This is a genomic window from Wolbachia sp. wLmal (assembly GCF_049435495.1).
GTDB classification, from domain to species: domain Bacteria; phylum Pseudomonadota; class Alphaproteobacteria; order Rickettsiales; family Anaplasmataceae; genus Wolbachia; species Wolbachia pipientis.
On the sequence record NZ_CP185405.1, the window covers coordinates 367,990 to 391,082 of the forward strand.

The window sequence follows — 23,093 nt, forward strand, 5'->3', positions numbered from 1 at the left end:
ACATCATTTATCAGTTTGAAAACTTAATTCAACCACTATGGATTAAAATCCAAAGATTGAGAGAGAGCATAGAATGCTAACTTTCGACTTGAAAGTCACCAAATTTATCTTCTTTTTTAGAGTGATTTTCAATATAATTTTTTATCATTTCATCAGTTACGTTTCCGCTAGTCCTGACAAAGTAGCCTACTGCCCATAAGTGTTTTCCCCAGTATCTTTTTCTCAACTCTGGAAAGTTTTGCTGGATTTTTCTGGAACTTTTTCCTTTTATTAACTGCACTAACTTACTAATACTTAAGTATGAGGGTACAGAAACGTATACATGTACATGACTTGACGCAACTCTACCTCTGATAATTTCTACCTGATTATTTGCACATACTTCTTGTACAACTTCTTTAGTTTTCTGCCCAATATCTCCAACTAATACTGGATATCGATATTTTGTTATCCACACTATGTGGTATGTACATTCATATACAGAGTGACTGCTTTTTCTATAATATTCCACATTCTTTCAAATTTTTTACCTTAAAATTATATTCTTGAAAGGATGGACTTCAAGTCCAGGGTTTTTCTCCCAAATTTGGGACAATAAATGCCTTTGTTAAGCTAAGCTCCGTATTTTTTTTCAGTTCTGTGCAACCCACTATCCCATGAAATATAAGAATTGCACACAATTTGGCATATAGCTCACATAATACTCTGTATGGCTTTCCTCTCAGCTTATCAAGCCTTATATTACTCTTATATAATTTGAACAATAATTCAATTTGCCATCTTATTCGGTAAACTACTAGTATTTGCTCAGCATTAATCTTACTTTTTGGAACATTAGTTATAAATATCGACCAATTTAGTAACTTTTGGTTCTTTTGAGAAGATGTGTATCCATGTGATCTTGCTAACCTATTAGCCTTTCTTCTTCTAGCCATATTCAGTTAGTTTTTTAAATATAATTCTCACTTTAACCCTTGTCTCTTTTCCTAACAATACCTCCTGTTCTAGAAAAGATCGATCTCCCAAATGTTCTAGTAAATCTATTTTTTGACTTGTCTCTATATCATATATATTTGTATCAACGACTGATAAAATAAGCTCCTGCTCTGCTCAAAAGAACTTGGCACGAAATAACCCAAATTAGATATTAGTAAATCGTTGCTCGATATATTGCTTAAATGGCTTCTATAACCCTGATCTGACCTTATTCCTTCAGTTATATTAAGCTGGTCTAATGTCTGGTTTAGGTAGTCAGAAACTAATTGTAACTTTATTCCAGACTTAGTACTGCTTTCATAACCACTGTAGCTGGTACCATAACCTTTATATATGTCTTCCATACTGTTAGGTATAGCTGCTGTCTAATAATTTAACACCTCCAAAGTGCTTCAAGATTCTGCAATCAACTTGTAAGGTATTTTTAAGTAACGTTAAAATACATTCTTTTCATGAATTCCACTGCTTCCTTGGTAAATCTAAACTTGTTTTGTTATATTTATCGAGTCTTCATTCAATAATTGACACATTGTCTCTATACTACAATTATCAACCCCTATATTACCCAAAACGATGGCTTTTATGAACGACGAGCCTTTTAGCTTCCTCTTTCTTTTTATGAACCCTGTTGTAGCTGAGATTTTATCTGCTTTTTCATTAAAAAATTCTTTGAGCTTTTTTGAGATGCAAATTATTCTTTTCATTGTATAAGTTCTCCGTTTTCTTTGTTAAATTTAAGAGAACTTATATCTTCTTTTTCTTTTCTTTACCTCACTTCTTCTTAACTTGACGCGTATGCTTTTTTGAACATTCCCTTTAGAGCCTAAAAGTTATTTAAGTAATACTTCTATTCAAGGTCATTTGACTAAGGATAAAGCTAAGTTAGTCTCTTAACTTTTCGATCTCATCTAAAGAAAGGTCGGTTATTTCAGCGATAACATCAATAGAGACATCGGCCTTAAGTGAGTTTTTTGCAACTTCAATTTTACCTTCAATTTTACCTTTTTCACGGCCAATTTGGATGCCTCTTTGTTCTCCAATCCTAAGACCCTCATCAAATTTTTGAGCTAAAGCAGCAATCTCATCCATTATGCGTTTTTTCATTTGTTCATATGCTAGTAACTCTTCTTCTGACCAATTAAACTTATTCATCTCTTCATAAGCTCGTTTTATTATTACGTCACTACCAACTATTTTATCTAGGTCTTCTTCGTTTGTTTCTGCTGCATATCGAAAAAAGTAACACCATTTTTCAACTATACTCTCCAATTGGTCTTCTTTTGTCTTTGTAAATTTAGGTAGTTCTATGAATACAAAGTAAAAATCCTTTAAGTCATGTTCAAAGCTATTTTGATCTAAGATGACATGATTAGATTTGTACTCAGCCTTATCTGGAAAAATAATACAATCAGCAACAGCAATAAAGATAATTTCTTTGAGGTTATGATAATCATCACCTTGATCAGCTTGACTTGAGTAGGCTTTGGCAGCATAATATTGAGCACGTTTTTCGAAGCCTTTAGTCTTAGTAAACTGGTCAGGTAAGGGAGCAGTATTACTACTACCCCCTCCCTTAGAAACGCAGCGTGCAGGTTTCCCCACACTACGCTTGAGCCCCTTATCTAAGTTCTTCTTTTCTAGAACCGGCTTGTCCTTCATGATTCCTCAGGAAACATCATTCTTAATGGTGACACCAACAGTAGAGAACCTTCTCTTGAGAAAGAGCTTGCTAACATTCTTGTTCGTTTCACTCTCTCATCAAAATACTTTTTCCATTTTAAGTCAAGGGGATTTGCATCCGCTCTGATTTTAACATGTCGTCTGATAGGTATATCAATCAGCTTAAGCAGTCTTAAATACCGTATCTCTTTTGGTTTGTTCTTGCATATGGGTGCAGCAAAGACCCATCGGCGTTGACCCATTACTTTGAAGTAACGATTCTTTATCCAACGTAATCCTTTACGAGGATGTCTTTTCTTTGCCCATTTCCATAAACTATGCCAAATTTCATTGTCGACCTTTCTAAACGCTTTTTTAGCACACACATGGTGATAGTAATTTCCCCATCCTCTCAGTAGAGAGTTGAGTGACTTAATTACTATAGCCTGAGTGTTCGCTATATTTGCTTTTATCAATGTACGTGCTTTATTAAGAAGTCTTTTAATACTTTCTTTCGAAGGTTTAATAATTAACTTCTTATTATATCTACGTACATTACAACCAAGAAAGTCAAACCCTGTTGTGATAGATGTAATCTTTGTCTTTTCTTCTGAAAGAATTAAACCTCGCTCATGAAGAAAAGATGATACTAAAGGCTTAACTTCATTTTCCAGTACTTCATGTGTGAAACCTGAAATAATAAAGTCGTCTGCGTATCTGATTACGTTCACTCCACTTCTGATTTTGTTTCTTCTTCTACTGCCGAGTTTACCAAATCGACTTTCCAATAACTTTTCAAGTCCGTTTAAGGCTAAATTGGCTAGTATTGGAGAAATTATACCACCTTGCGGGGTACCTGCAGTTGTGGGATACAGAGTTTCGATTCTAGGAAGCCAGCTTTTAACCAACTATGCAGAATTTTCTTCTCCATAGGAATATGCTTCATAAGCCATTCATGATTAATGTTGTCAAAGCATCCTTTGATATCACCTTCAAGTATCCATTGTAGTTGATTACGACTTGCCAGTAACAAATGACAAGCTACTGTAGCATCTGCACAGGATCTTTTAGGCCTAAAGCCATAGGAGTGACGATCACTGATTGTTTCAGCTATCGGTTCCAGAGCAAACAGATATAATGCTTGCATGGCTCTATCTTTTATCGATGGTATTCCAAGAGGTCTTCTTTTGCCATTAGATTTACTGATATAAATCCGTTTTAGCGGAGAAGGTTTATATCCTCTTTGCTTTAACTGCTTTATTCCTTGAAATTTAGCATTGCAAGTTGACCATAGTTGACGATCTACACCCGCTGTGTTTTTTCCTTGGTTTTCAGTTACTCTCTTAACAGCCAAAGCTTTTCCGCTAAAAGAGCGTGTGAGAAGATGTTGTAAAGTTTTTACCTTACCCCATCTTCCTTCTTGGACAGCCTTAACAATACGTCTTTGTAGCCTCACAATAACTTTCTGGCATTTCTTCCATGGCAACTGCTTCCATGCTTCAAAGCTTTCGGTAGATGCACTTACAGGTTTACTTGTAATCATCTGCTTTCCTACCTTAAGTGGTTAACAAAGTTTCTTGTCACGAGGGACCAAACGGAAGTCTGCTCGTTTTCACGCGAATTAATGTTACAAATTCTATCCATTTCGTTACAAAATGGCATTCGCTTTCTCCATTCTCCTTTACCTGCACTTCCGTCAGCATTCCTTGCGGTTTGCTTGCCATGTAGGCGAAAATACAGGCTTACCCTGTTCCTTCTGTCATACAACAGTGGGTTAGGTGACTTCTCTATACCGGTGATTTGCGTACATCTAGAAATGAGAAATGTCACATTACCTTTTTGGTTAGAGCTTATCAGCATCTTTAGCTCCTTCATAATTACGATACTTTGAAGTTTCACTTACGTTCACCATACCACTAGCCTAGCTCTCCAACCACATGATGCTTGTAGTTTATGCTCCTCTCACGATTGAGCATCTTCTTTTTCAAGAGGAGGTTCATTGTCCGCATCGCTTGGCACCAACCGGTTGCCCGATTCGCACTGATGCGTAGACTCAGATGGCAAAACATCTGGTTTAATAAGTTTTAGAATCCTTTCAGTTTCTTTCTGAATGAATTCCTCTCCTTTTAAACAATATGACCGAAGACTTTCAGGTCGCACCATCTCAATTATGTATTTAACGTTGCGTTTTTTTTGCGTAGAATACTGCTTTTTCAAGAGAATCAAACTTTAATACAATCTGTTTTTTTGGATCTTTTGAGCCAACCCACCCCATCAAAGGTTCAATGTAGTAAGAGCCAGATTCAATTTTTAGGTGCCAGAAATTTGTATTACCTAAACCAGATTGTGTTGCAGTTCTTGTTGGTCTATAAATCCTAAAAACTACTTTATCGTCAATGCCCATAGTTCTTGTTAAATAAGCTTAAATATATATCCAAATAAATCCTTTCACAAACAATTAGTATGAAAGAATGAAGTTTGAAATAAATATTTTTATGTTATATTATTATTAAATTATATTAAAAGGATTAGCTAAACAGGAGTAACCGATGACGCAACAGGAAATAGTAACAATTAATGCAGAGTTACGTGATATAACAAAAACAAAAGCGATGCATTCTCTAAGGAAGAAAGGAAACATCCCTGGAATCATATATGGAAAGGGCCATAATAATGTAAATTTGACATTGTCTGCAAAGGAATTCACGAAGCAATATAAATCAGGTTCTCTTTCTGCACATTTGATAGAGCTGAATATTTCGGGCAAAAAGGAATATGCTCTTGTTCGCGATATCCAATTGCATGTAGTAAAGGATACTGTGCAACATGTTGATTTTCAATTTGTTAATAAAGGCAGCGAAATTAAAATAGACATACCTCTATCATTTGTGAATGAAAGTAAAGCTCCAGGGATCAAGTTAGGTGGAGTGCTTAATGTTTTGTGTCGTTCTATTGCTGTTAAATGCTCTCCTGATAAAATACCTCAGGTTATAGAGGTTGATTTATCCGGCAAAATGATTGGCCAATCTATACATATCAATGATGTAAAATTACCAGAAGGTGTTAAATTTGTAGCTCATGAAGAAGAAAATTTTACCATTGTTACAATTTCTGCTGCCGATAGTGACGTTGAAGAACCTCAAGCAGAAACAGAGGAATAGTGCACCTGATAGTTGGGCTTGGTAATCCTGGCAGTCAATATGAGCTAACTCATCATAATATCGGCTTCATCACCGTTGATGCAATCTGCAAATATTGGAATTTCCAGTCGTTCTCTAAAAAAGCCGATTATCTAATAACCTCTGGCGTAATTAATGATAATAAAGTCATGTTAATAAAGCCTTATTCATTTATGAATAATTCAGGCATTTCTGTTGCAAAAATACGAAACTTTTACAAATTATCGCTAGATAATATCGTTGTCATACACGATGACGCTGATTTGGAACTTGGAAGAATAAAAGTAAAGAAAGGTGGTAGTTCTGCTGGACATAATGGACTTAAATCCATAGATAGTTTTATTAGCAACGATTATTGGCGCTTGAGATTTGGAGTGGGTAGACCTGAAGATCAAAGAAGCTTAGCAGATTATGTGTTATCAAAATTTTCAAATTTTGATAATGTTACTCCCTTAGTGGAAAAAATAGCAAAAAATATACACTTAATGCTGCAAGGAGATAATACAGCTTTTATCAATTTGACTGTATAATATTACGAAACACAGGGAGTGTATGGTCCCAGAGTGTGATGGTGTGGATTTAGTATGAACAATTCAGGAGATTTTGTCCACTGTAAAGATATAAACTCAAAAGGTGTAAGACCCTTAAGAGTTTTGAGTCTTTTAGCATAATTGTAGGCCATAACAAAGTCATAGAGATGCTCTTTGAGTTGCTGGTGAGACTGATAGTAATACTTCTTAACAGTGGCATTCTTTAAAGTTTTGTTCATACGCTCAACTTGCCCATTTGTCCAAGGATGGCTAACTTTTGTTAGACGGTGTTCAATGTCATTTTCTTCACAAGCTCTATCAAATATATGTTGAAAAGCGTATTTATGGCGTTTTTGGTTGGTAAATTGTACACTGTTATCTGTCAAAATAGTGTGGATTTTATATGGTAAAATTTTAATCAAATTACGTAGAAACTCAGCAGCTATAGGTTTTGTAGCACTTTTATGCAACTCAACATACGTAAATTTGGATGTTCTATCTATTGCAACAAACAAATATAACTTTCCTTCTTCTGTTCTGACTTCTGCAATATCAATATGGAAATAGCCTATAGGATATTGTTTGAATTTCTTTTTTGGTTTAACTTCGCCATCAACATCTGGTAGTCTGCTAATGCTGTGCCTCTGTAAGCAACGATGTAGACTAGAGCGAGTCAAGTGTGGGATTGAGGTTTGCAAAGCGTAGAGACAATCATCTAATGGCAATAGAGTATGCTTACGAAATGCAACAATTACAGCCTCCTCTTCTAAAGTTAAAACAGTTGATCTTGCATGCTTCGGACCCATATCAGCGTCTTTGGCAAAAGACCGTTTTCTCCATTTAATGATAGTTTTTGGATTAAGGTTATAGTACCTGGAGAGTTTTGCTATGCTCTCTTTACTGTTTTGTATTGCTCTACGAATTGTCTCTGTTGTTTTGGCGCACCCATGTAATATTTGTCCCATAATTCCTCCTTTGATGGTATTGTTTTCTCATATTTTATCATACCATCACACTCTGGGACCATACATCCCCCCTCCCCCCTAATTCCTATATCAAACCTTTCTTTACTAGATTATATAGTCAATATAAAAAGCCATATAAAATTGCTTCCACTGCTGCCATGAGGAAATTGCTTATTCTTGCTAACTCTTTAGTCAGAGATGACAGGGTTTTTACTGAGGAATATAACTCTCTGTCTGTTTCTATCTAAGAGCCAGTATAGCTGTGGATAAGCACGTTTATACAGATAAAAGTACTTATCCACAGCTACATCAATTTTTCTATTGACTTTTAACACAACTGCTAAACAGATACATTCGTCATCCCGCTACGTGTTAGCGGCCAAGATACCGCGGCGGTATGACGTGGGAAACCTGACTTGCATTAACTATAAAATAGTGGTTTATATAAACCCCATAGCATGCCGAATGAAGCGTTTTTTGAGGAAATTTGAATTTTCAACTGCAATCAAGCCAAGATTTCTTAGTGCTTTAGCGCAGAATATTCTGTTGGAAGACATCCTATTTAATCCATCAGTTGCAAGCGCCATTGTAAAATTATCAAAGTATCTGTTACGTGAAATTTTCTTTAATAAATAACTACTGCCAACATCAGTACCAGCCGCTTTTGCAGCAACTACGTGCTTTATAACACTTTCTACATCTCTAATTCCAAGATTAAGCCCTTGACCTGCAACTGGATGAATTGAATGTGCTGCATCGCCGATAAGTAAAACTCTACCCTTATATAACTTTTTTGCGAAAGCAAAACTTAAAGGATAAAGTTTTCTTTCACCCTCTAATTTTATCTCTCCTAAATAAGAACCAAATCTTTTTTTAAGCTCTATAATAAATTCTTCTTCAGACAGATCCATTAGCATTTTTGAAATTTCAGATTTTTCTGTCCAAACTATCGAAGAAGTATAGCCACCCTTCATCGGTAGAATTGCAAATGGACCGCCAGGGAAAAAACGCTCCACAGCTGAGTTTTGGTGATGCAGTTCATGCTTTACATTAAATACTATGCTACTTTGTTTATAGTCAAATTTCACTGTCGGTATAGAAAATAACTCTGGTAATTTAGAGTTTTTGCCTTCAGCGCAGATAAGTAGCGATGATATTAATTCCTGGTTATTATCAAGAATCACTTCCACATATCCTGAATCACAAGCAATTGTTTTATAGGAATGTGGAGAGTATATATTCAGTTTATTTAGAAAATTATTGTTGATTCCATTCCATATAGTAGCATTGTTGATAACATAACCCATTGGCTCTTCGCTAACCATTTTATGATTGTAATGCACAGTAACCGCATCTAATATGCATATATCAAGTATTGGCTCAGCTTCACTTTCCACAAACTGCCAAATCCCTAACTTTTCCAATATTTTTTTCGAGCCTTGAGAAATAGCAAATGCTCGATTATCATCTACTACACGTGGTAGACTATTTTTTTCAATCACAGCTACAGACACAAAGTCACAACTGAGGCCAATGGCAGTAATAAGACCAAGTAACCCACCACCTGAAATGATTACATCATAATTCATTTTATTTACGCTAATTGTAAAATTATATTTTATCTGTTTTGAAAATAGTTTAAACAAACTTTATATATAAATTAAATTTTTTAGATCCCAGTGTCAGCTACTTGGATGACATCTAAAGACACTCCACCTTGTCATTCCAGCACGTAACGAACAACTGTACGAACATTTTGCGAAGGCAGTGTGTTAAATGCTATGGCCGGTTTTGCCTCAAACATAAAGGCGTCATTCCAGTGCTTGACACTGGAATCCAGTATTTCCATAATCATCAAAACATTGTATTTTAACAAAAAACAGCTATTTTTATGCTTGCCAACTTAATAAAATTCCTGGATCCCAGTGGGCTTTGTTGCATCGCTCAAGTGAAAAGAACTGGCAGTTACTGACAAAATTCATTATAAATAGCCATTTAACTGTTGAAGAAAAAATATGCCACAAAAAATGAGAGTCAGTAACTGCCATGAATATAACAAATTTCTCCAAGAAAGAGGAAGCATTTTTTGTTATATCAATGACGCCATAGAAAAGTGGTACGAGAATGGTCCAAAAATACCAGGTGGCAACAATATTTATAGTGATAAAGTTGTAATTTTGGTGCACATAATAACTTGTTTATTTAGAATAGGCCTGAGGCAAACAGTTGGGTTTATAGCAGGATACCTTGAGCAAATTGGGAAAAATTTGCAAGTTATCAGCTATTCACAATCATCAAGAAGGTTTAAGAAACTTAATATTAAGATAAATGATTGCAGAAAATAATATGGAAGATATCGAAATTGCTATAGATAGTACAGGAATTAGTATATACAACAACACTCCTGGTCATAGCAAAGAAAATAGCGAAGATAGAAAGTATCGCAGCTATGAACAGACAAGAAAATTGCATGTAATGTTGAATACAAACAGCAAAAAAGCCATAGCTGTAAAATACAGTAATGGCTGATCACTATGGAGCTTGTGATTTGCTAAAAGAAGTCGATTTTCAGTATGTCATAAAAGTACTATATGCAGATAGGGCATATGACAGAGAAAAGCTCTATAAGCTGTGTAATCAATATGGTATAAAAACGAAAATTCCTCCGAAAAACAACGCAGCAGAGCATCCAAAGTATGGCTGAGAGAAATTCTGCAGTCAAGCTCATAAAGTCATATGATGAAGATGGTATAAAGAAGTGGAAAAAAGAGATGAGTTATGGAAAAAGATCTTATATAGAAAGTTTTTTCTCGCGACTGAAACAAACATTCGGATTTAGTTTTAGGAATAAATCTGAGATAAATCGAGAAAAAGAACTGCTAATCAAATGCTATTTGCTTAATAAATTCACTGATATTGGTATGGCTAAATTTGAGATAGTTACATGAATTTACCATAAATCACCATCTCATAAAGTGTGATGCAACAAAGCCCACTGGGATCCATTCTTCTTTTTTTCTGGATTCCAGCGTCACGCGCTGGAATGACAAAAGCTGCTAATTTTTCATGTAAATAATAGTTATGCAAGCAGTCTATTTTGTAACTAACAAAAGAGGACTTTGATTCGCATGTTTCTCACGCTTATTCTATTGTTTAACTATACTTTGAGCAATGTCTTCATAAATCTCTGCCAAATCCTCACTTAACATTAAAGGATTTCCGCAATCAGAAGCATGGCATATTTGTGGATCTAGAGGAACTCTGCCTAGAAGTTTGATGCCCAGCTCCTCAGACATTTTTTTTGCACCGTCTTTTCCAAATATGTATATTTTTGAGCCGCTTTGAATGAAATAACTCATATTTTCTACAATGCCAATAACCGGTACGCTGAGCTTTGTAAACATATCATAAATTTTGCGAGCATCGATTAAAGAGAGCTCCTGTGGAGTTGAAACTATTATCGCCCCAGTTAAGTTAAAATTTTCCATAAGACTTAAATGCACATCGCCAGTTCCAGGTGGTGTATCAATTATCAAATACTCTATATCGGACCATTTTGTTCCCATTAGCAGACTATAAAGTGCTTTTGTAATCATAGGTCCGCGCCATATTGCTGCACGATCTTTATCGATAAAATAGCCAATTGAAATAGTATGCAGTCCATACTTTTCTATAGGCATTGCTTTACTATCCTGTATTTCTGGCTTTAATTTTTCAGCGCCAAGCATTTTAGGAATTGAAGGACCATATATATCTGCATCAACCAGCGCAACTTTGTGTTTTAACTTTGCTAATGAGAGAGCAAGATTTAGCGCAACTGTGGACTTGCCCACACCGCCTTTACCAGAGGCCACAACGATTATATTTTTCACTCCTTCGATATGTAATTTAGCTTTTTGTTGCCCAGTTTGTTTTTGACAAGTAGCAACCACGGTCACTTTTGTCACCCCCGGTATAGCTTTAACAGCTTGCTCACAATTTCTTCTTAATTCTTCATTTGCTTGCGTGTTACCGGCAACTTCAAGCACAAAACCAACATCTTGACCTTTAATAATAATTGAGGATATTATGCCAAGAGCGATCACATCTTTACCGCTTTTTTGCTCTATGACTTTTTTTAAGTTCTCTCTTACAATTTTTTCGTTGATCATTAGCCTTTTAGGTGATTTCTTCCTGAAGTCGTTTAATCTCAGCTTGAGAAAGGCCGGTTGTCTGAGAGATAATATCAATAGAGATGTCAGCCTTAAGTAGGTTTTTTGCTACTTCAATCTTTCCCTCATCAAGTTTTTTAGCGAGGATGCCTTCTTCTTTCCGCAGATCCATTATTCTTTCTTCATATGCTACTAAATCTTTTTCATTCCAGCTAAACCTGTCTAATTCATCGTAGGCTAACTTTATTATTGGTGCTTTTTCTGCTATTTTCCTTAAGTCTTCTTCCGTAGTTTCATCTGCATATTGTTGTCTAAGTGAAGAAGGTCGCCCCTCCTCACTCGACTTCAAAACCGTACGTGAGACTTTGCGCCTCATACGGCTTCTCTCCAATTTGGTGCTTTTCATGCACACCTCCTGTGTAATTCATCGTGACAATGTCCATGTAACAAAGATAAGTTTTTGATCATGTTGTTTCGTCTATTCCGGTCTTTGTGATGTATTTCTATTGTATCATCACTTTTAAACCATAGTCTACAATTATCACATTTACTTTGTTGTAACTTCAATAGTTTTATTACTCTTAATGGCTTATCTGGTATTTTTCTCAGACGTTTACCCCAATAAACCCAATCACCATCATATGGAGATCTGGTTTTTTGCACTTTGATATGTCGTTTAATATCATGATCGCTGTGTATAATAAGATGTATCTTGTTACTTGTCATAAAACGCCAGTTATCGTTATTATACTTTTTAAAGTATTTTCTTTTTATCCAGCATTTCCCTTTGTTTGGGTGCCTAAAGACTGCCCACTTCCAGAGCTTTCTATGTATAGTATTATCCAATGAGCTAAAGATTTTACATGAAACTACCGAAGAGTAATATTGACTCCATCCTCTGTTTATTGGATTGAGATTCCTTATTATTACTTCCTGTGGCGCCCCACGCATTTCTCTAAGTTTATGTTTAATAGCAAATGTATGCTGCTTTATAGAATTACGACTTGGTTTTATTAATAATGTGTAACCTTTTTTACTTTCTTTTGTTGGATATTGTCTTATTGAAAATCCAAGAAAATCAAATCCTGGTTTTGTTTCGTCAATGGTTCTTAATGTATGAGAAATTCTTGTTTTAGAGGGCTTTAATTTTAGTCCAATGGTTTCTAACCATTCTTCAACTAGAACTTTTGCCCTAAGAATAATTTCTTCACTTTCATGTATGACGACAAAATCATCACAGTAGAAAATTACACTAATAGACTTTTGCGCATTTTTATGCGATATCCTACCACATTTTCTTTTCATGCATTGAAAAAGTTCGTTTGTTAATGCTTTTTTGATATGTTGCTCTAATCCGTGTAATGCAACACAAGCTAGCAACGGTGAGATCGTCCCTCCTTGAATTGTACCACGTTTTGTGGATTGAAACTTTCCATCTTCCATAACGCCTGCCCTTAACCATCTTCTTATGATTTTCTTTAACGTTGGTGTGGTTTTCAAGCAGTTTATTATGGTTAATATTGTCAAAACATCCAGAAATATCAGCATCTAATACATATGCTGTTTTCTGTTTTAGCACATCAAATATGGCTTCAATTGCATCATGACATGATCTACCAGGTCTAAAACCATAAGTGTTTGGCTCAAGTTTTGCCTCCCATTCTGGTTCTAAAGCCATTTTTACAAGTGTTTGTGATATAGTAGGTATACCAAGCGGGCGATGCTCCGATGGCTTACCAGGTTTTGGGATTCAGACGCGTCTTGATGGCTTTGCTTTTTCTTTTATATCTAAAGAATATGATAGTTGTAATCTTTCTTTTTGATTAAGATTAGCCTTTCCATCAATACCTGCAGTCTTCTTCCCCCTATTGTCCTGTGTTACTTTCCTAACAGCGAGTGTTTTTGCACTTGTTGATTTGAGCAATAATTTTTGAAGATTATGCATCTTTTTGATGTCATTACATTTAGAAGCTTGGTAAATTCGTTTTTGTAGCTTAAATGAAGATTTCTTCAGCTTTCGCCAAGGAATTCCATTCCATTCATACCTAGCTTTTTGCTGGTCCATAACATATTCACTACTATTCACCACTTTACCTTCCAAATTAAAGTGTTTACGTCTGCATATCCCAGATATTACTTTGGGCATTAGCTTCTTCTTCCACATAGCAGCTTGTGGTTGGCTACCTACTTATATTTAATGAATATAAGAGCTTTTATGTGGTTACTCCGTTCCATAGCTTCGTTTCACGTTAAACTTAGATTCCTACTATTTGCCGGAAGCTGGGAACATCAATAACTAAAGTCTTCAATCTTTAGTTCCCCTTTTGCTTCGTACCATTTTGGTCTATGCGTAGTTCAACCTCTTTTCGCATACTATGCTTTGACGACAATTCAAACATAGGTTCCTCTCGTAATCATATCTAACTCTGTTTGCAGGGATTCACCATGAGGTTTAGTGTTACCTGCTTTTATCTCATGCTTGCACCCCAAAGGTTGCCACCCTTTAAAATGTGAGATATACATTATCCCCGATGTCTAGGGAAAGTGGAATTTAACCACCACAAAACCACGACTTTCAGGGTCGCACTAAAAAAATAAATCCATTTTTCAACAATATTTGAAAGCTGATCTTCTTTTGTCTTATTAAACTTTGGTAGTTCGATGAAAGTGCAACTAAAATCTTTGAGATCATGTTCATAGGTAATTTTATCAAAAGTAACGTGATCAGATTTGTAAGCCAGCTTGTTAGGAAATAAGATAAAATCGGCGATAGCAATAAAAATAACTCCTTTAAGATCTTGATCACCTTTGTGAGCTTGACTTGAATAAGCTTTAGCAGCATAGTATTGAGCGCGTTTCTCAAAACCTTTATCACGAGCAAACTGGTCAGGTAAGGAAGCAGTATTACTACTACTCCCTCCCTTAGAAACCTTACTATTACCCACAAATATGAGGTTCGTGAGCAAGTCGCCATCCTTCTGCTAGATCAAAGAGACGTCTCCACCCTTTCCAAAGAGTAATTGGTCCTGGTTTTGGGTCGCTTTTTCTTGCTAAATGACCTCCAAGTTCACGAAACGGCTTCTTTTATAGTAGGGGCTATATTTGGACATGGTTTCCTGTGTATTTTAACATATAAAACTTTCCATTCTTCCTCAGCTAATAAGGCAGTACATGGTAATGTTGGGTTAGTTCTTGCAATTGATGTAATAAAGAAAATTCTCCAAGCAATAATGCTCATGACTGTTAAATACCTCATTAATCTTTCTGCTGTTCCAAGTCTACATTCCTCAACTTTGAGACCAGATTTTAAAATCTTATGCAATATCTCTATTTTCCATCTCAAACAATACCAACTAACTTTTTCAACAGCTTCTTCAAAAGTACTGACCGGAAAAAAGCATCCACTCTAGAGGACTTGCTTCGGGAGGAGAGTTTTTTTCAACAACATGAATTGCGTGAAGTTGTAGACTCTGTCGGTTTATATTTTATGTGACCTTCTTTACATTTTATATGGCCTTCATGTGATAAATTTTCCGAATCTAATTTCTAAAAACGCTGTCCTTTTTTGCTTGTTATCTCTAGCAGGGATTTCAACTTCTACTTTTCCGGCACAAGGGAGGCCTTGGATAAATGACCATAATTTTTGCTTGTTCCTGGTATGCATGAATTTTTTATTTACATTTCTGTTGTGGCAAGCTCTTACTAAAATTTCTGAGTTAAGATTATGTGCAAGTTCAAAAAAATCATGCATATCTGCTTCTCTGTCACATACAGTTATAGCTTCGGTTTGGGCCAGATCTATAATATTATTTGTTTTCTTTAAACTTTCTAGCCATTTCATACTTTCTTTATCCTCAATATGAACGTTGTTACGATGGCTCTTTAGTCTTTTTTCTTCTTCAGAAATGAGTTGCCTCGAGTAAATCTTTTGATCCAGTATTCCCAGCTTCCGTACTAACAGCAAGGGCTGTATGCATTACTGCTCCTTTTCCAGCAATAGTTCCCAATCCGCTTATGGCTTGAGTATGAAATATAAGTTGTATCTTGAATCACAAGAATTCTTTTATGAGCTTTTGTTCTTTCAACTGTTTTATCAATGTGTGAAGCTAGAATATCGACTTCTTTTACGTTCTCATTTTGAAAAAAACGATATGCTGCTTTTGCTTCTGACCAACTTCCGCATGCCTCATTAATTGAGCTTTCAGGTAAACTCATCAAACTATCAGCAATCTTTACTAATCGGTCAGTTAATCTTTTATCTCCAAGCACAGCATCTCCAAATTCATTTTTAGCCCATTCATTACTCTCGTTTGCCATTTTTATACCCTCAATATTTGCAAACTTTAATATTGTAATACTTTATTTATAAGTACATTTATATTTGTGGGTAATAGTAAGATTTGATATGCTGCCAACACTTATGTTCAAATTAAAAATGTCATTTATGATACTAGCCACTTCACGCTTTGAGTTTTTGTAAAATCCGCTGAGTGCTGCAATTATAGACTTAACCCTTGGATCAAATGTATCTGGCGTAACACCTTCTGGTAACTTGCTACTTTTTCTTTTTCTGCATCTCCGACAACGACCATGTTCCAACTACTACATAAGGCCTAATTTCCGGAAGATCAACTTTTTGGTGAACATAAGGTTTTTCGCATATTACAAGCTCTCCTCCGCATTCGCAAATATTAGGCAACTCTATTTTTACTACTTTATCCGCTTCCATTGTAGCATGAAAATTTCCTTTATGCCCAACCTGATCGCCAACATTCCTTTCGCTTTTTGGCTTGTCCTTTTTTGTTTTGTACAATTCTTTAGAGCTCGGTAGAGATGAATTTTTCGAGTTTAAACCAAGCCTTTCCTTTAATTCAGCGTTCTCTATCTTTAAAGCTTTATTTTCTGCTTTTAAGTTTTCTATCTCTGCTTTCAGTTTTTCTATTTTTTGCTGTAAATTTTTGCAAAGTTCTAAAAGGTTTACCACATTACCTCACTTTTGCTCTATGATTATCTTTTTAGATCACTTTGTCTACCTTATTCTACCACTCCGCTGAACGGATACAATTTACTAAACAGAAAAAAAGGCAAAAGAAACCCTAGGGTAGCTAGTTATTCACTATCCATTTTTTAAGTTGGCGTTTTTTTATGTTTTAAATGGCGCATTTTAGCTTATATTAGGTAAAAACCCAGAGGTTTTATAAAGACATGAGGTGCACACAGTGCAAAAAATTAAGCATGATTTACGCCAAATACAAAGTTCCCTTTGTCGTTTTAATCCGCAGATTGCGAAGATAAATAAATAGCTTCAGTTTCATGATAGGGGGGCTGGCAAAGGGTGTCAAGTAAGTTTTTTGTTTCTATTCCCAATAAAAGTTTGTTATATGGTTATGCAAGAAGTCTATTATAAATGAAATGAATGTGAAAAATATCTTATTAGCGCTTTTAGTACAAACGGTATTCAGTTTGCCGCTATTTGCAGCTGATCCTGTTTTGCTCAACTGCATTGAAACTCCGGAAATATATGACCTTGATGCAAGGCCAAAAAATTTTAATTCTTCAAACAATTTAAGAAGGAAACCTGGTTCTCCAAATAGTGCAACAGGAGAATTAATACACATAGTAGGTAAAATTACTGATATAAACTGTTTACCAATACAAAACGCTGTAGTTTCTATATGGCACGCGAATTCACGCGGCGTGAACCATTACGATGAGAATATAGAGGATGATCCAAATTTTGCTGGATCAGGAAAATTTGTAGTGAATAATCTTGGCTATTATAATTTCATTACAATCGCACCTGGTAAAATTGGTGATAGAGCTCCACATATCAACTTTCTAGTTCAACATCCAGATTTTCCAGAATTCACAACGCAAATGTTTTTTGTTGACCATAATTGCGATAATTGTGCTGATCCTGTTCTTGGAGATTTTGTTAGTAATGGGCTTGCAAGCCTTCTCATAACACCATTTACTTACAGTGATCAGGTCATAAAAACCTATACGTTTAACATTACCTTGGGCGGATATAATAAGTTCTCTAATAAAAGATAAAAACCCTTGCATGTAAGGGAGTCCATAGTAAACTTAAGTGTTATTGTACTTAGGATGTATATGAAAAATATCTTACTGATGTTTTTGCTGTGTTTTATGTACAGTTTACAATTATTTGCAACGGAGATGCCAGCAATGAAAATAACAATTTCTAAAATTTCGCCCGATTTTAAAACAATAGTAACGGGTTTATTTGAGGACAACGAAACCGTAAATGATGGCGGAGTTTTGCAAGGAAAACAGATCATAGATAACATAAAGCAATTTAGCGATTTCAATGGAAGTTTTGGTGAATTTTTCTCTACTACTTTGCCAGAAGAAAAAAATATCATAGTTGTTGGACTTGGTAAGAAGGGTGAGTGGAATGAAAATAAAGAATTAAATATTGGTGGTAAAATATATTGTGAGCTAAGCAGATTAAAAATTAAAAAAGCAGCGGTTTTAATCGAAGGTAGTGCAGCAAATGTTGCATATGGTGCGTTTCTGCGTAGTTTTAAGTTTGATAAGTATAAAACTAAAAAGGATGAGAAAATTACAGAGGTAGAGGAGATTACCGTATTAGTAAAAGATGAGCAATTAAGTAATGCTGAAAGATCATTTGAGCACTCAAGGCAAGAAGGTGAGAGTATATTCCTTGCGCGCTCTTTTATAACAGAGCCTCCTAACATTCTATATCCAGAATCCTATGCTGATCATATAAAAAAAGAACTTACTAAGCTTGGCCTTGAAATCGAGGTGCTTGATAAAAAGCAGATGGAAGAGAAAAAAATGGGAGCCTTGCTTGGAGTTGCACAAGGAAGTAGTAAAGAACCAAAATTAGTAGTGATAAAATGGAATGGAGCTGCTAAAGAACAAAAGCCAATAGCTTTTGTTGGTAAAGGCATAACGTTTGACACTGGTGGAGTATCGCTCAAACCTTCACGTGGTATGGAGTCGATGAAATATGACATGGCAGGCTCTGCTGCTGTGGTTGGGGTGATGCATGCTTTAGCAGGACGAAAAGCAAAAGTAAATGCGATCGGTGTGGTCGCACTTGCAGAAAATGCAGTGGGTGGTAATGCTCAAAGACCAAGTGATGTAGTAACTTCAATGTCTGGACAGACAATAGAAGTGTTGAACACCGATGCAGAAGGAAGGCTCATACTTGCAGATGCTTTGTGGTATACGCAAGAGAGATTTTCACCACAATTTATGATTGATCTTGCAACTTTAACTGGTGCTATAGTGGTTGCGCTTGGAAATAACGAATATGCTGGTCTTTTTTCAAATAATGATGAATTAGCAAACCGTCTGATTGATGCAGGAAATGAAGTAAATGAGAAGTTATGGCGTTTTCCTATGAATGAAACTTACGATAAAATTATTGATTCACCGATTGCTGATGTGCAAAATATCGCTCCTGCGGGCTCTGGCGGAGATAGCATAATGGCTGCACAGTTTTTACAGCGTTTTGTGGATGAAACTTGCTGGGCACATTTAGATATTGCAGGCACTGCTTGGCACGAAAAAGGTACTGACATTTGTCCAAGAGGAGCAGTAGGTTTTGGTGTAAGGTTACTTAATAAGTTGGTTGAAAAGTACTACGAAGCCAATGATTAAAGATCTTTATCTGGATTTATGGCTTGACTTACAGCTACATGAACGTTTATTTTTGAGGCGCAGCAAATGAAGGTAGCTGATACATATTTCTTTTTTTCTGGATTCCAGTGGGCTTTGTTGCATCGCTCTTCGGATAGTAGGTAACGCACAATAAATTTATGAAGCTATCTCAAATTTAGCCATACCAATATCAGTGAATTTATTAAGCAAATAGCATTTGATTAGCAGTTCTTTTTCTCGATTTATCTCAGATTTATTCCTAAAACTAAATCCGAATGTTTGTTTCAGTCGCGAGAAAAAACTTTCTATATAAGATCTTTTTCCATAACTCATCTCTTTTTTCCACTTCTTTATACCATCTTCATCATATGACTTTATGAGCTTGACTGCAGAATTTCTCTCAGCCATACTTTGGATGCTCTGCTGCGTTGTTTTTCGGAGGAATTTTCGTTTTTATACCATATTGATTACACAGCTTATAGAGCTTTTCTCTGTCATATGCCCTATCTGCATATAGTACTTTTATGACATACTGAAAATCGACTTCTTTTAGCAAATCACAAGCTCCATAGTGATCAGCCATTACTGTATTTTACAGCTATGGCTTTTTTGCTGTTTGTATTCAACATTACATGCAATTTTCTTGTCTGTTCATAGCTGCGATACTTTCTATCTTCGCTATTTTCTTTGCTATGACCAGGAGTGTTGTTGTATATACTAATTCCTGTACTATCTATAGCAATTTCGATATCTTCCATATTATTTTCTGCAATCATTTATCTTAATATTAAGTTTCTTAAACCTTCTTGATGATTGTGAATAGCTGATAACTTGCAAATTTTTCCCAATTTGCTCAAGGTATCCTGCTATAAACCCAACTGTTTGCCTCAGGCCTATTCTAAATAAACAAGTTATTATGTGCACCAAAATTACAACTTTATCACTATAAATATTGTTGCCACCTGGTATTTTTGGACCATTCTCGTACCACTTTTCTATGGCGTCATTGATATAACAAAAAATGCTTCCTCTTTCTTGGAGAAATTTGTTATATTCATGGCAGTTACTGACTCTCATTTTTTGTGGCATATTTTTTCTTCAACAGTTAAATGGCTATTTATAATGAATTTTGTCAGTAACTGCCAGTTCTTTTCACTTGAGCGATGCAACAAAGCCATCCCAGTGTCAAGCACTGGGATCTGGTAGACAATGTTCATACAGCAGCTACTCGGATGACACCTTGTGCTTGCTGGCTATAATTGCTAAGGATTTTTATTTAATTTAACTGCATCTTTTGCCTTATCCAATAACCCATTAATAAAACCTATTTCGCTTGGCTTATCAAGTAAATCAGATGCAATGTTAGTATATTCATTAATGACAACTGGAACTGGCGTATCACAATTAGCTAACTCACATATTGCAACACGCAAAATAGATAAGCTTATAAGATTTAACCGTGAAAGGGACCAACTTGGGTGTAAATAAGACTCTATTATTTTATCATATTCTTCACTGCTTTTTATAATCTTATATAACAAGTTTTCTAAGAACTGATGTTCAAATTCTTCACATTCAAATATATCTTTCAACTTATTTATGTAGTCCTTAAGCTCACAATTTTCCAGTTTAAAAGTGCTTTTGTTGTAATCTACGAAAATATTTGAATAAGCAATTTGTACAGCAAGAAATCTTGCCGTGCTTCTTTTTATGCGCCACTTTTTATCTACTGGTTTTTCCTCCATTATTTTAATTTATTATGTAAATCTATCATACGCAAAACAGTTGAGGCTGCATGGCCACCAACGTTCTTTTTGTTTTTATCAGCTCTAACTAGTGCTTTATCTTTGCTGTCAGCGGTAATTACACCCATACCAAGGGGTATTGCATAATGCATAACAACCTCATTTAAGCCTTCAATTACTCCTTTACAAACATATTGATAATGATCGGTTTCACCGCGAATTACGCACCCAAGAGCTAAATAACCATCATAATTAGTATGCCCACTCTTGACTGCAAAAAGAATTGTAGCTGGTATCTCAAATGTACCAGGAACTTCAACTACATCGTAACTGGCATTACTGCCTTTTAATTTATCAATTGCACCTTCAAGCAAAAGGTTCGCTATTTCAGTATAATAAATCGAATTAACTATTAGTATTCTCGACATTTACTACCACTTTTTTTTGTTAAAAACAACTTTATTAATGACTGTTGAATTAGAGTTATAATATTACTAAATATCCAATATATTACCAGGCCGGCAGGAAAAGAAGAAAAAATAAAGACAGAAATGTAAGGTAAAAACTTCATAACATTTACTTGAATATCATCTTTACTGGTTTGATCTTTCTCACTTAGCTTCTGCTGAATTATCATGGTGGCACCGAAAATTATAGGTAAAATGCCTATAGAAATAGGAAAGTTATGATTAAACAACCCAAATAATGTAAAGATGTTCGTTGGGTCAGGAGCTGAAAGATCCTTAATCCATAAAAAAAAAGGAGCATGCCTCATCTCTATAGTAACAAATAATACTTTATATAGAGCAAAAAATACCGGTATTTGTATTAGCATGGGAAAAATGCTCGACATTGGATTTACGTTGTTTCTCTTAAACAATGCAATTGTCTCTTTATGCTGCTTTAAGCTGTCATTTTTATACAACTCTTTTATACGAGTTAATTCAGGCTGCAGGCTTTTTACCTTAAACATCGAAATATATGATCTATTAGATAAGGAAAGCATCAAAAGTTTGATTACTAAAGTCAGCAATAATATTGCTAAGCCAAAATTTTTTAAAACGAAGTTAAAATATTCAAGCAGTAAAAACACTGGTTTAGTTATAAAGTAAAGAACACCAAAATCTACAGCTTTATCAAACAGGGGTATATTGAGAGTGTCCTTATAAGAATCCAGTAAATTCAACTTTTTTGCTCCAGCAAAAAAATAATTCACATTAGAAACGCTTGCACCAGGAAGTATGCTCTTGTAAGGTTTGACAAAATCTACTTGGAATTTATCAGTATTATTAACGTTTGTGTGTTTAATGCTTACATTTATTTTATCAGATTTTTCAGGTATGATGGCTGTGAGCCAGTATTTATCAGCAAAACCAAACCAATTTTTTTCACTCGTGCTTGCTTTTATTAAATGTTTTTTGGAAATATCCTTATATGTCCACTCCTCTAGTTTATTATCAAATGCACCCAGTACTCCTTCATGGGATATCCAATAAGATTCGTTGATATTGTCACGTTTACGGTTAATTTTACCATAAGGAACCAAAACTACATTATCCTTTGTATTATTTTCAACAACTTGCTCAACTTTAAACATGTAATTATCGTCGAGGTTAATTTTCATTCTAAATAAAATGCCATTCTCATTGTCCCAAGATAAATTGACCTCTTTTTGATTAAGTTTATCTGCTCGCCAGACTGCTTTAGAATCTGGAACTTTAATCTTGTTACTCGGATCGAGCCACCCAAATTCTGCAAAATATACATCTTTTGATTCTGCAGGTGACAGTAACACCACTTGTGGAGAAGAAGAACTCGGTTCTAAGTAGTAATTAGTTAAAATTAAGTCATCAAACCTTGCACCTTTCAGAGAAATTGATCCTTTAATCATGTTATTGGTTAAACTAACCCTCTGTTCTCGAGTAGAATTAATAATTTCAGAACGATTTTGGTGTATTATAGGAGCAAGGTCGTTAAAAGATTCGATATGTTCAATATTTTCAATCAATGGCTGATTTTGGTTTGTACTAAAAAAATTATCATAAATAATACGCCAAGACACCATGATTAACATGGAAAGGATAGCTGCCAAAATTAAACTTTTTGCTTCTGACATGAAATTAAATCAAACATATCTTCTTAAAGTGTATACTAAATATTGTACTAAAACAATGAAATTTACTTATTTTTAATAATAACTTTTAACGCTGATCTT

At 35.1% G+C, this 23,093-nt stretch carries 20 protein-coding genes and 9 pseudogenes; 5 read left to right on the forward strand and 24 right to left on the reverse strand.

Going from position 1 to position 23,093, the window contains the following annotated elements; genetic code table 11:
- Positions 1–76: 76 nt before the first annotated feature.
- The 8 genes and pseudogenes from tnpA to ACEL90_RS01975 form a co-directional block, all read right to left on the reverse strand.
- Complete coding sequence (gene tnpA / locus ACEL90_RS01940; RefSeq protein WP_423349135.1) at positions 77–511, reverse strand: IS200/IS605 family transposase; 435 nt, start codon at positions 509–511, stop codon at positions 77–79.
- 82 nt (positions 512–593) lie between these two features.
- Positions 594–1,700: pseudogene (locus ACEL90_RS01945) on the reverse strand (IS4 family transposase); the annotation flags it as partial.
- Between the two features lie 178 nt (positions 1,701–1,878).
- Positions 1,879–2,655, reverse strand: coding sequence for an Rpn family recombination-promoting nuclease/putative transposase (locus ACEL90_RS01950; protein ID WP_423349134.1), 777 nt, complete (start codon positions 2,653–2,655; stop codon positions 1,879–1,881).
- Positions 2,652–3,563 carry a group II intron maturase-specific domain-containing protein gene (locus ACEL90_RS01955; protein WP_423348612.1) on the reverse strand — a complete coding sequence of 304 codons (912 nt, stop codon included), beginning with the start codon at positions 3,561–3,563 and terminating at the stop codon, positions 2,652–2,654. Before ACEL90_RS01955 ends, ACEL90_RS01950 begins: the two co-directional genes overlap by 4 nt.
- Positions 3,491–4,198, reverse strand: coding sequence for a reverse transcriptase N-terminal domain-containing protein (locus ACEL90_RS01960; RefSeq protein WP_423348613.1), 708 nt, complete (start codon positions 4,196–4,198; stop codon positions 3,491–3,493). The genes ACEL90_RS01955 and ACEL90_RS01960 overlap by 73 nt, the downstream gene beginning before the upstream one ends.
- A gap of 8 nt (positions 4,199–4,206) precedes the next feature.
- The gene (locus ACEL90_RS01965; RefSeq protein WP_423348614.1) at positions 4,207–4,530 is read right to left on the reverse strand and encodes a hypothetical protein; all 324 of its coding nucleotides are present in this window, start codon (positions 4,528–4,530) and stop codon (positions 4,207–4,209) included.
- Between the two features lie 87 nt (positions 4,531–4,617).
- Complete coding sequence (locus tag ACEL90_RS01970; RefSeq protein ID WP_012481961.1) at positions 4,618–4,818, reverse strand: hypothetical protein; 201 nt, start codon at positions 4,816–4,818, stop codon at positions 4,618–4,620.
- Positions 4,816–5,059: pseudogene (locus tag ACEL90_RS01975) on the reverse strand (NADH dehydrogenase ubiquinone Fe-S protein 4); the annotation flags it as partial. The pseudogene ACEL90_RS01975 and the gene ACEL90_RS01970, both read right to left, overlap by 3 nt.
- Positions 5,060–5,204: 145 nt before the next feature.
- On the opposite strand from ACEL90_RS01975, the gene ACEL90_RS01980 reads away from it, so the two are divergent.
- Positions 5,205–5,816: a 50S ribosomal protein L25/general stress protein Ctc gene (locus ACEL90_RS01980; RefSeq protein ID WP_423349142.1), complete on the forward strand. Its 612-nt coding sequence runs from the start codon at positions 5,205–5,207 to the stop codon at positions 5,814–5,816.
- Entirely contained in the window at positions 5,816–6,364 is a 549-nt protein-coding gene (pth, locus tag ACEL90_RS01985) for an aminoacyl-tRNA hydrolase (RefSeq protein WP_423349143.1), read from the forward strand. The genes ACEL90_RS01980 and pth overlap by 1 nt, the downstream gene beginning before the upstream one ends.
- Positions 6,365–6,366: 2 nt before the next feature.
- Here the strand turns inward: pth and ACEL90_RS01990 are convergent, their stop codons facing one another.
- Both ACEL90_RS01990 and ubiH read right to left on the reverse strand, forming a co-directional pair.
- Complete coding sequence (locus ACEL90_RS01990; RefSeq protein WP_012673056.1) at positions 6,367–7,329, reverse strand: IS481-like element ISWpi4 family transposase; 963 nt, start codon at positions 7,327–7,329, stop codon at positions 6,367–6,369.
- Between the two features lie 440 nt (positions 7,330–7,769).
- Entirely contained in the window at positions 7,770–8,918 is a 1,149-nt protein-coding gene (gene ubiH, locus ACEL90_RS01995) for a 2-octaprenyl-6-methoxyphenyl hydroxylase (RefSeq protein WP_423349144.1), read from the reverse strand.
- A gap of 426 nt (positions 8,919–9,344) precedes the next feature.
- Here ubiH and ACEL90_RS02000 point away from each other — a divergent pair.
- A pseudogene (locus ACEL90_RS02000) lies at positions 9,345–10,277 on the forward strand (IS5 family transposase).
- Positions 10,278–10,475: 198 nt separating this feature from the next.
- Here ACEL90_RS02000 and ACEL90_RS02005 read toward each other — a convergent pair.
- The 8 genes and pseudogenes from ACEL90_RS02005 to ACEL90_RS02040 form a co-directional block, all read right to left on the reverse strand.
- Entirely contained in the window at positions 10,476–11,480 is a 1,005-nt protein-coding gene (locus ACEL90_RS02005; RefSeq protein ID WP_007548295.1) for an Mrp/NBP35 family ATP-binding protein, read from the reverse strand.
- 7 nt (positions 11,481–11,487) lie between these two features.
- Positions 11,488–11,787 (reverse strand): annotated as a pseudogene (locus tag ACEL90_RS02010) (hypothetical protein); the annotation flags it as partial.
- A 95-nt stretch (positions 11,788–11,882) separates the two neighbouring features.
- The gene (locus tag ACEL90_RS02015) at positions 11,883–12,884 is read right to left on the reverse strand and encodes a group II intron maturase-specific domain-containing protein (protein WP_423349279.1); all 1,002 of its coding nucleotides are present in this window, start codon (positions 12,882–12,884) and stop codon (positions 11,883–11,885) included.
- A complete protein-coding gene (locus tag ACEL90_RS02020) occupies positions 12,766–13,230 on the reverse strand; it encodes a reverse transcriptase/maturase family protein (RefSeq protein WP_423349280.1) in 465 nt (154 codons plus the stop codon). The genes ACEL90_RS02015 and ACEL90_RS02020 overlap by 119 nt, the downstream gene beginning before the upstream one ends.
- Positions 13,231–13,626 carry a reverse transcriptase N-terminal domain-containing protein gene (locus ACEL90_RS02025; RefSeq protein WP_264329422.1) on the reverse strand — a complete coding sequence of 132 codons (396 nt, stop codon included), beginning with the start codon at positions 13,624–13,626 and terminating at the stop codon, positions 13,231–13,233. It lies immediately after the preceding gene.
- 442 nt (positions 13,627–14,068) lie between these two features.
- A pseudogene (locus ACEL90_RS02030) lies at positions 14,069–14,365 on the reverse strand (PD-(D/E)XK nuclease family transposase); the annotation flags it as partial.
- Between the two features lie 52 nt (positions 14,366–14,417).
- Positions 14,418–15,797 (reverse strand): annotated as a pseudogene (locus ACEL90_RS02035) (IS4 family transposase).
- Positions 15,798–15,851: 54 nt separating this feature from the next.
- Positions 15,852–16,464, reverse strand: a pseudogene (locus tag ACEL90_RS02040) (DUF6444 domain-containing protein); the annotation flags it as partial.
- Positions 16,465–16,892: 428 nt separating this feature from the next.
- Between ACEL90_RS02040 and ACEL90_RS02045 the strand changes: the two are divergent.
- The gene (locus tag ACEL90_RS02045; RefSeq protein ID WP_423349145.1) at positions 16,893–17,534 is read left to right on the forward strand and encodes a protocatechuate 3,4-dioxygenase; all 642 of its coding nucleotides are present in this window, start codon (positions 16,893–16,895) and stop codon (positions 17,532–17,534) included.
- 96 nt (positions 17,535–17,630) lie between these two features.
- Complete coding sequence (locus ACEL90_RS02050; protein ID WP_423349281.1) at positions 17,631–19,133, forward strand: leucyl aminopeptidase; 1,503 nt, start codon at positions 17,631–17,633, stop codon at positions 19,131–19,133.
- On the opposite strand, the gene ACEL90_RS02055 is transcribed toward ACEL90_RS02050, so the two are convergent.
- From ACEL90_RS02055 to yidC, 6 genes and pseudogenes are all read right to left on the reverse strand, one after another.
- Positions 19,130–19,282, reverse strand: coding sequence for a hypothetical protein (locus ACEL90_RS02055; RefSeq protein WP_423349146.1), 153 nt, complete (start codon positions 19,280–19,282; stop codon positions 19,130–19,132). The two genes, ACEL90_RS02050 and ACEL90_RS02055, sit on opposite strands and share 4 nt — an antisense overlap.
- Before the next feature lie 7 nt (positions 19,283–19,289).
- A pseudogene (locus ACEL90_RS02060) lies at positions 19,290–20,222 on the reverse strand (IS5 family transposase).
- Positions 20,207–20,350: a hypothetical protein gene (locus tag ACEL90_RS02065; protein ID WP_423349147.1), complete on the reverse strand. Its 144-nt coding sequence runs from the start codon at positions 20,348–20,350 to the stop codon at positions 20,207–20,209. Before ACEL90_RS02065 ends, ACEL90_RS02060 begins: the two are co-directional and overlap by 16 nt.
- Positions 20,351–20,395: 45 nt before the next feature.
- The gene (nusB, locus tag ACEL90_RS02070) at positions 20,396–20,878 is read right to left on the reverse strand and encodes a transcription antitermination factor NusB (protein WP_423349148.1); all 483 of its coding nucleotides are present in this window, start codon (positions 20,876–20,878) and stop codon (positions 20,396–20,398) included.
- Positions 20,878–21,306: a 6,7-dimethyl-8-ribityllumazine synthase gene (locus ACEL90_RS02075; protein WP_006279647.1), complete on the reverse strand. Its 429-nt coding sequence runs from the start codon at positions 21,304–21,306 to the stop codon at positions 20,878–20,880. Before ACEL90_RS02075 ends, nusB begins: the two co-directional genes overlap by 1 nt.
- A pseudogene (gene yidC / locus ACEL90_RS02080) lies at positions 21,284–22,994 on the reverse strand (membrane protein insertase YidC). Before yidC ends, ACEL90_RS02075 begins: the two are co-directional and overlap by 23 nt.
- Between the last annotated feature and the right edge of the window lie 99 nt (positions 22,995–23,093).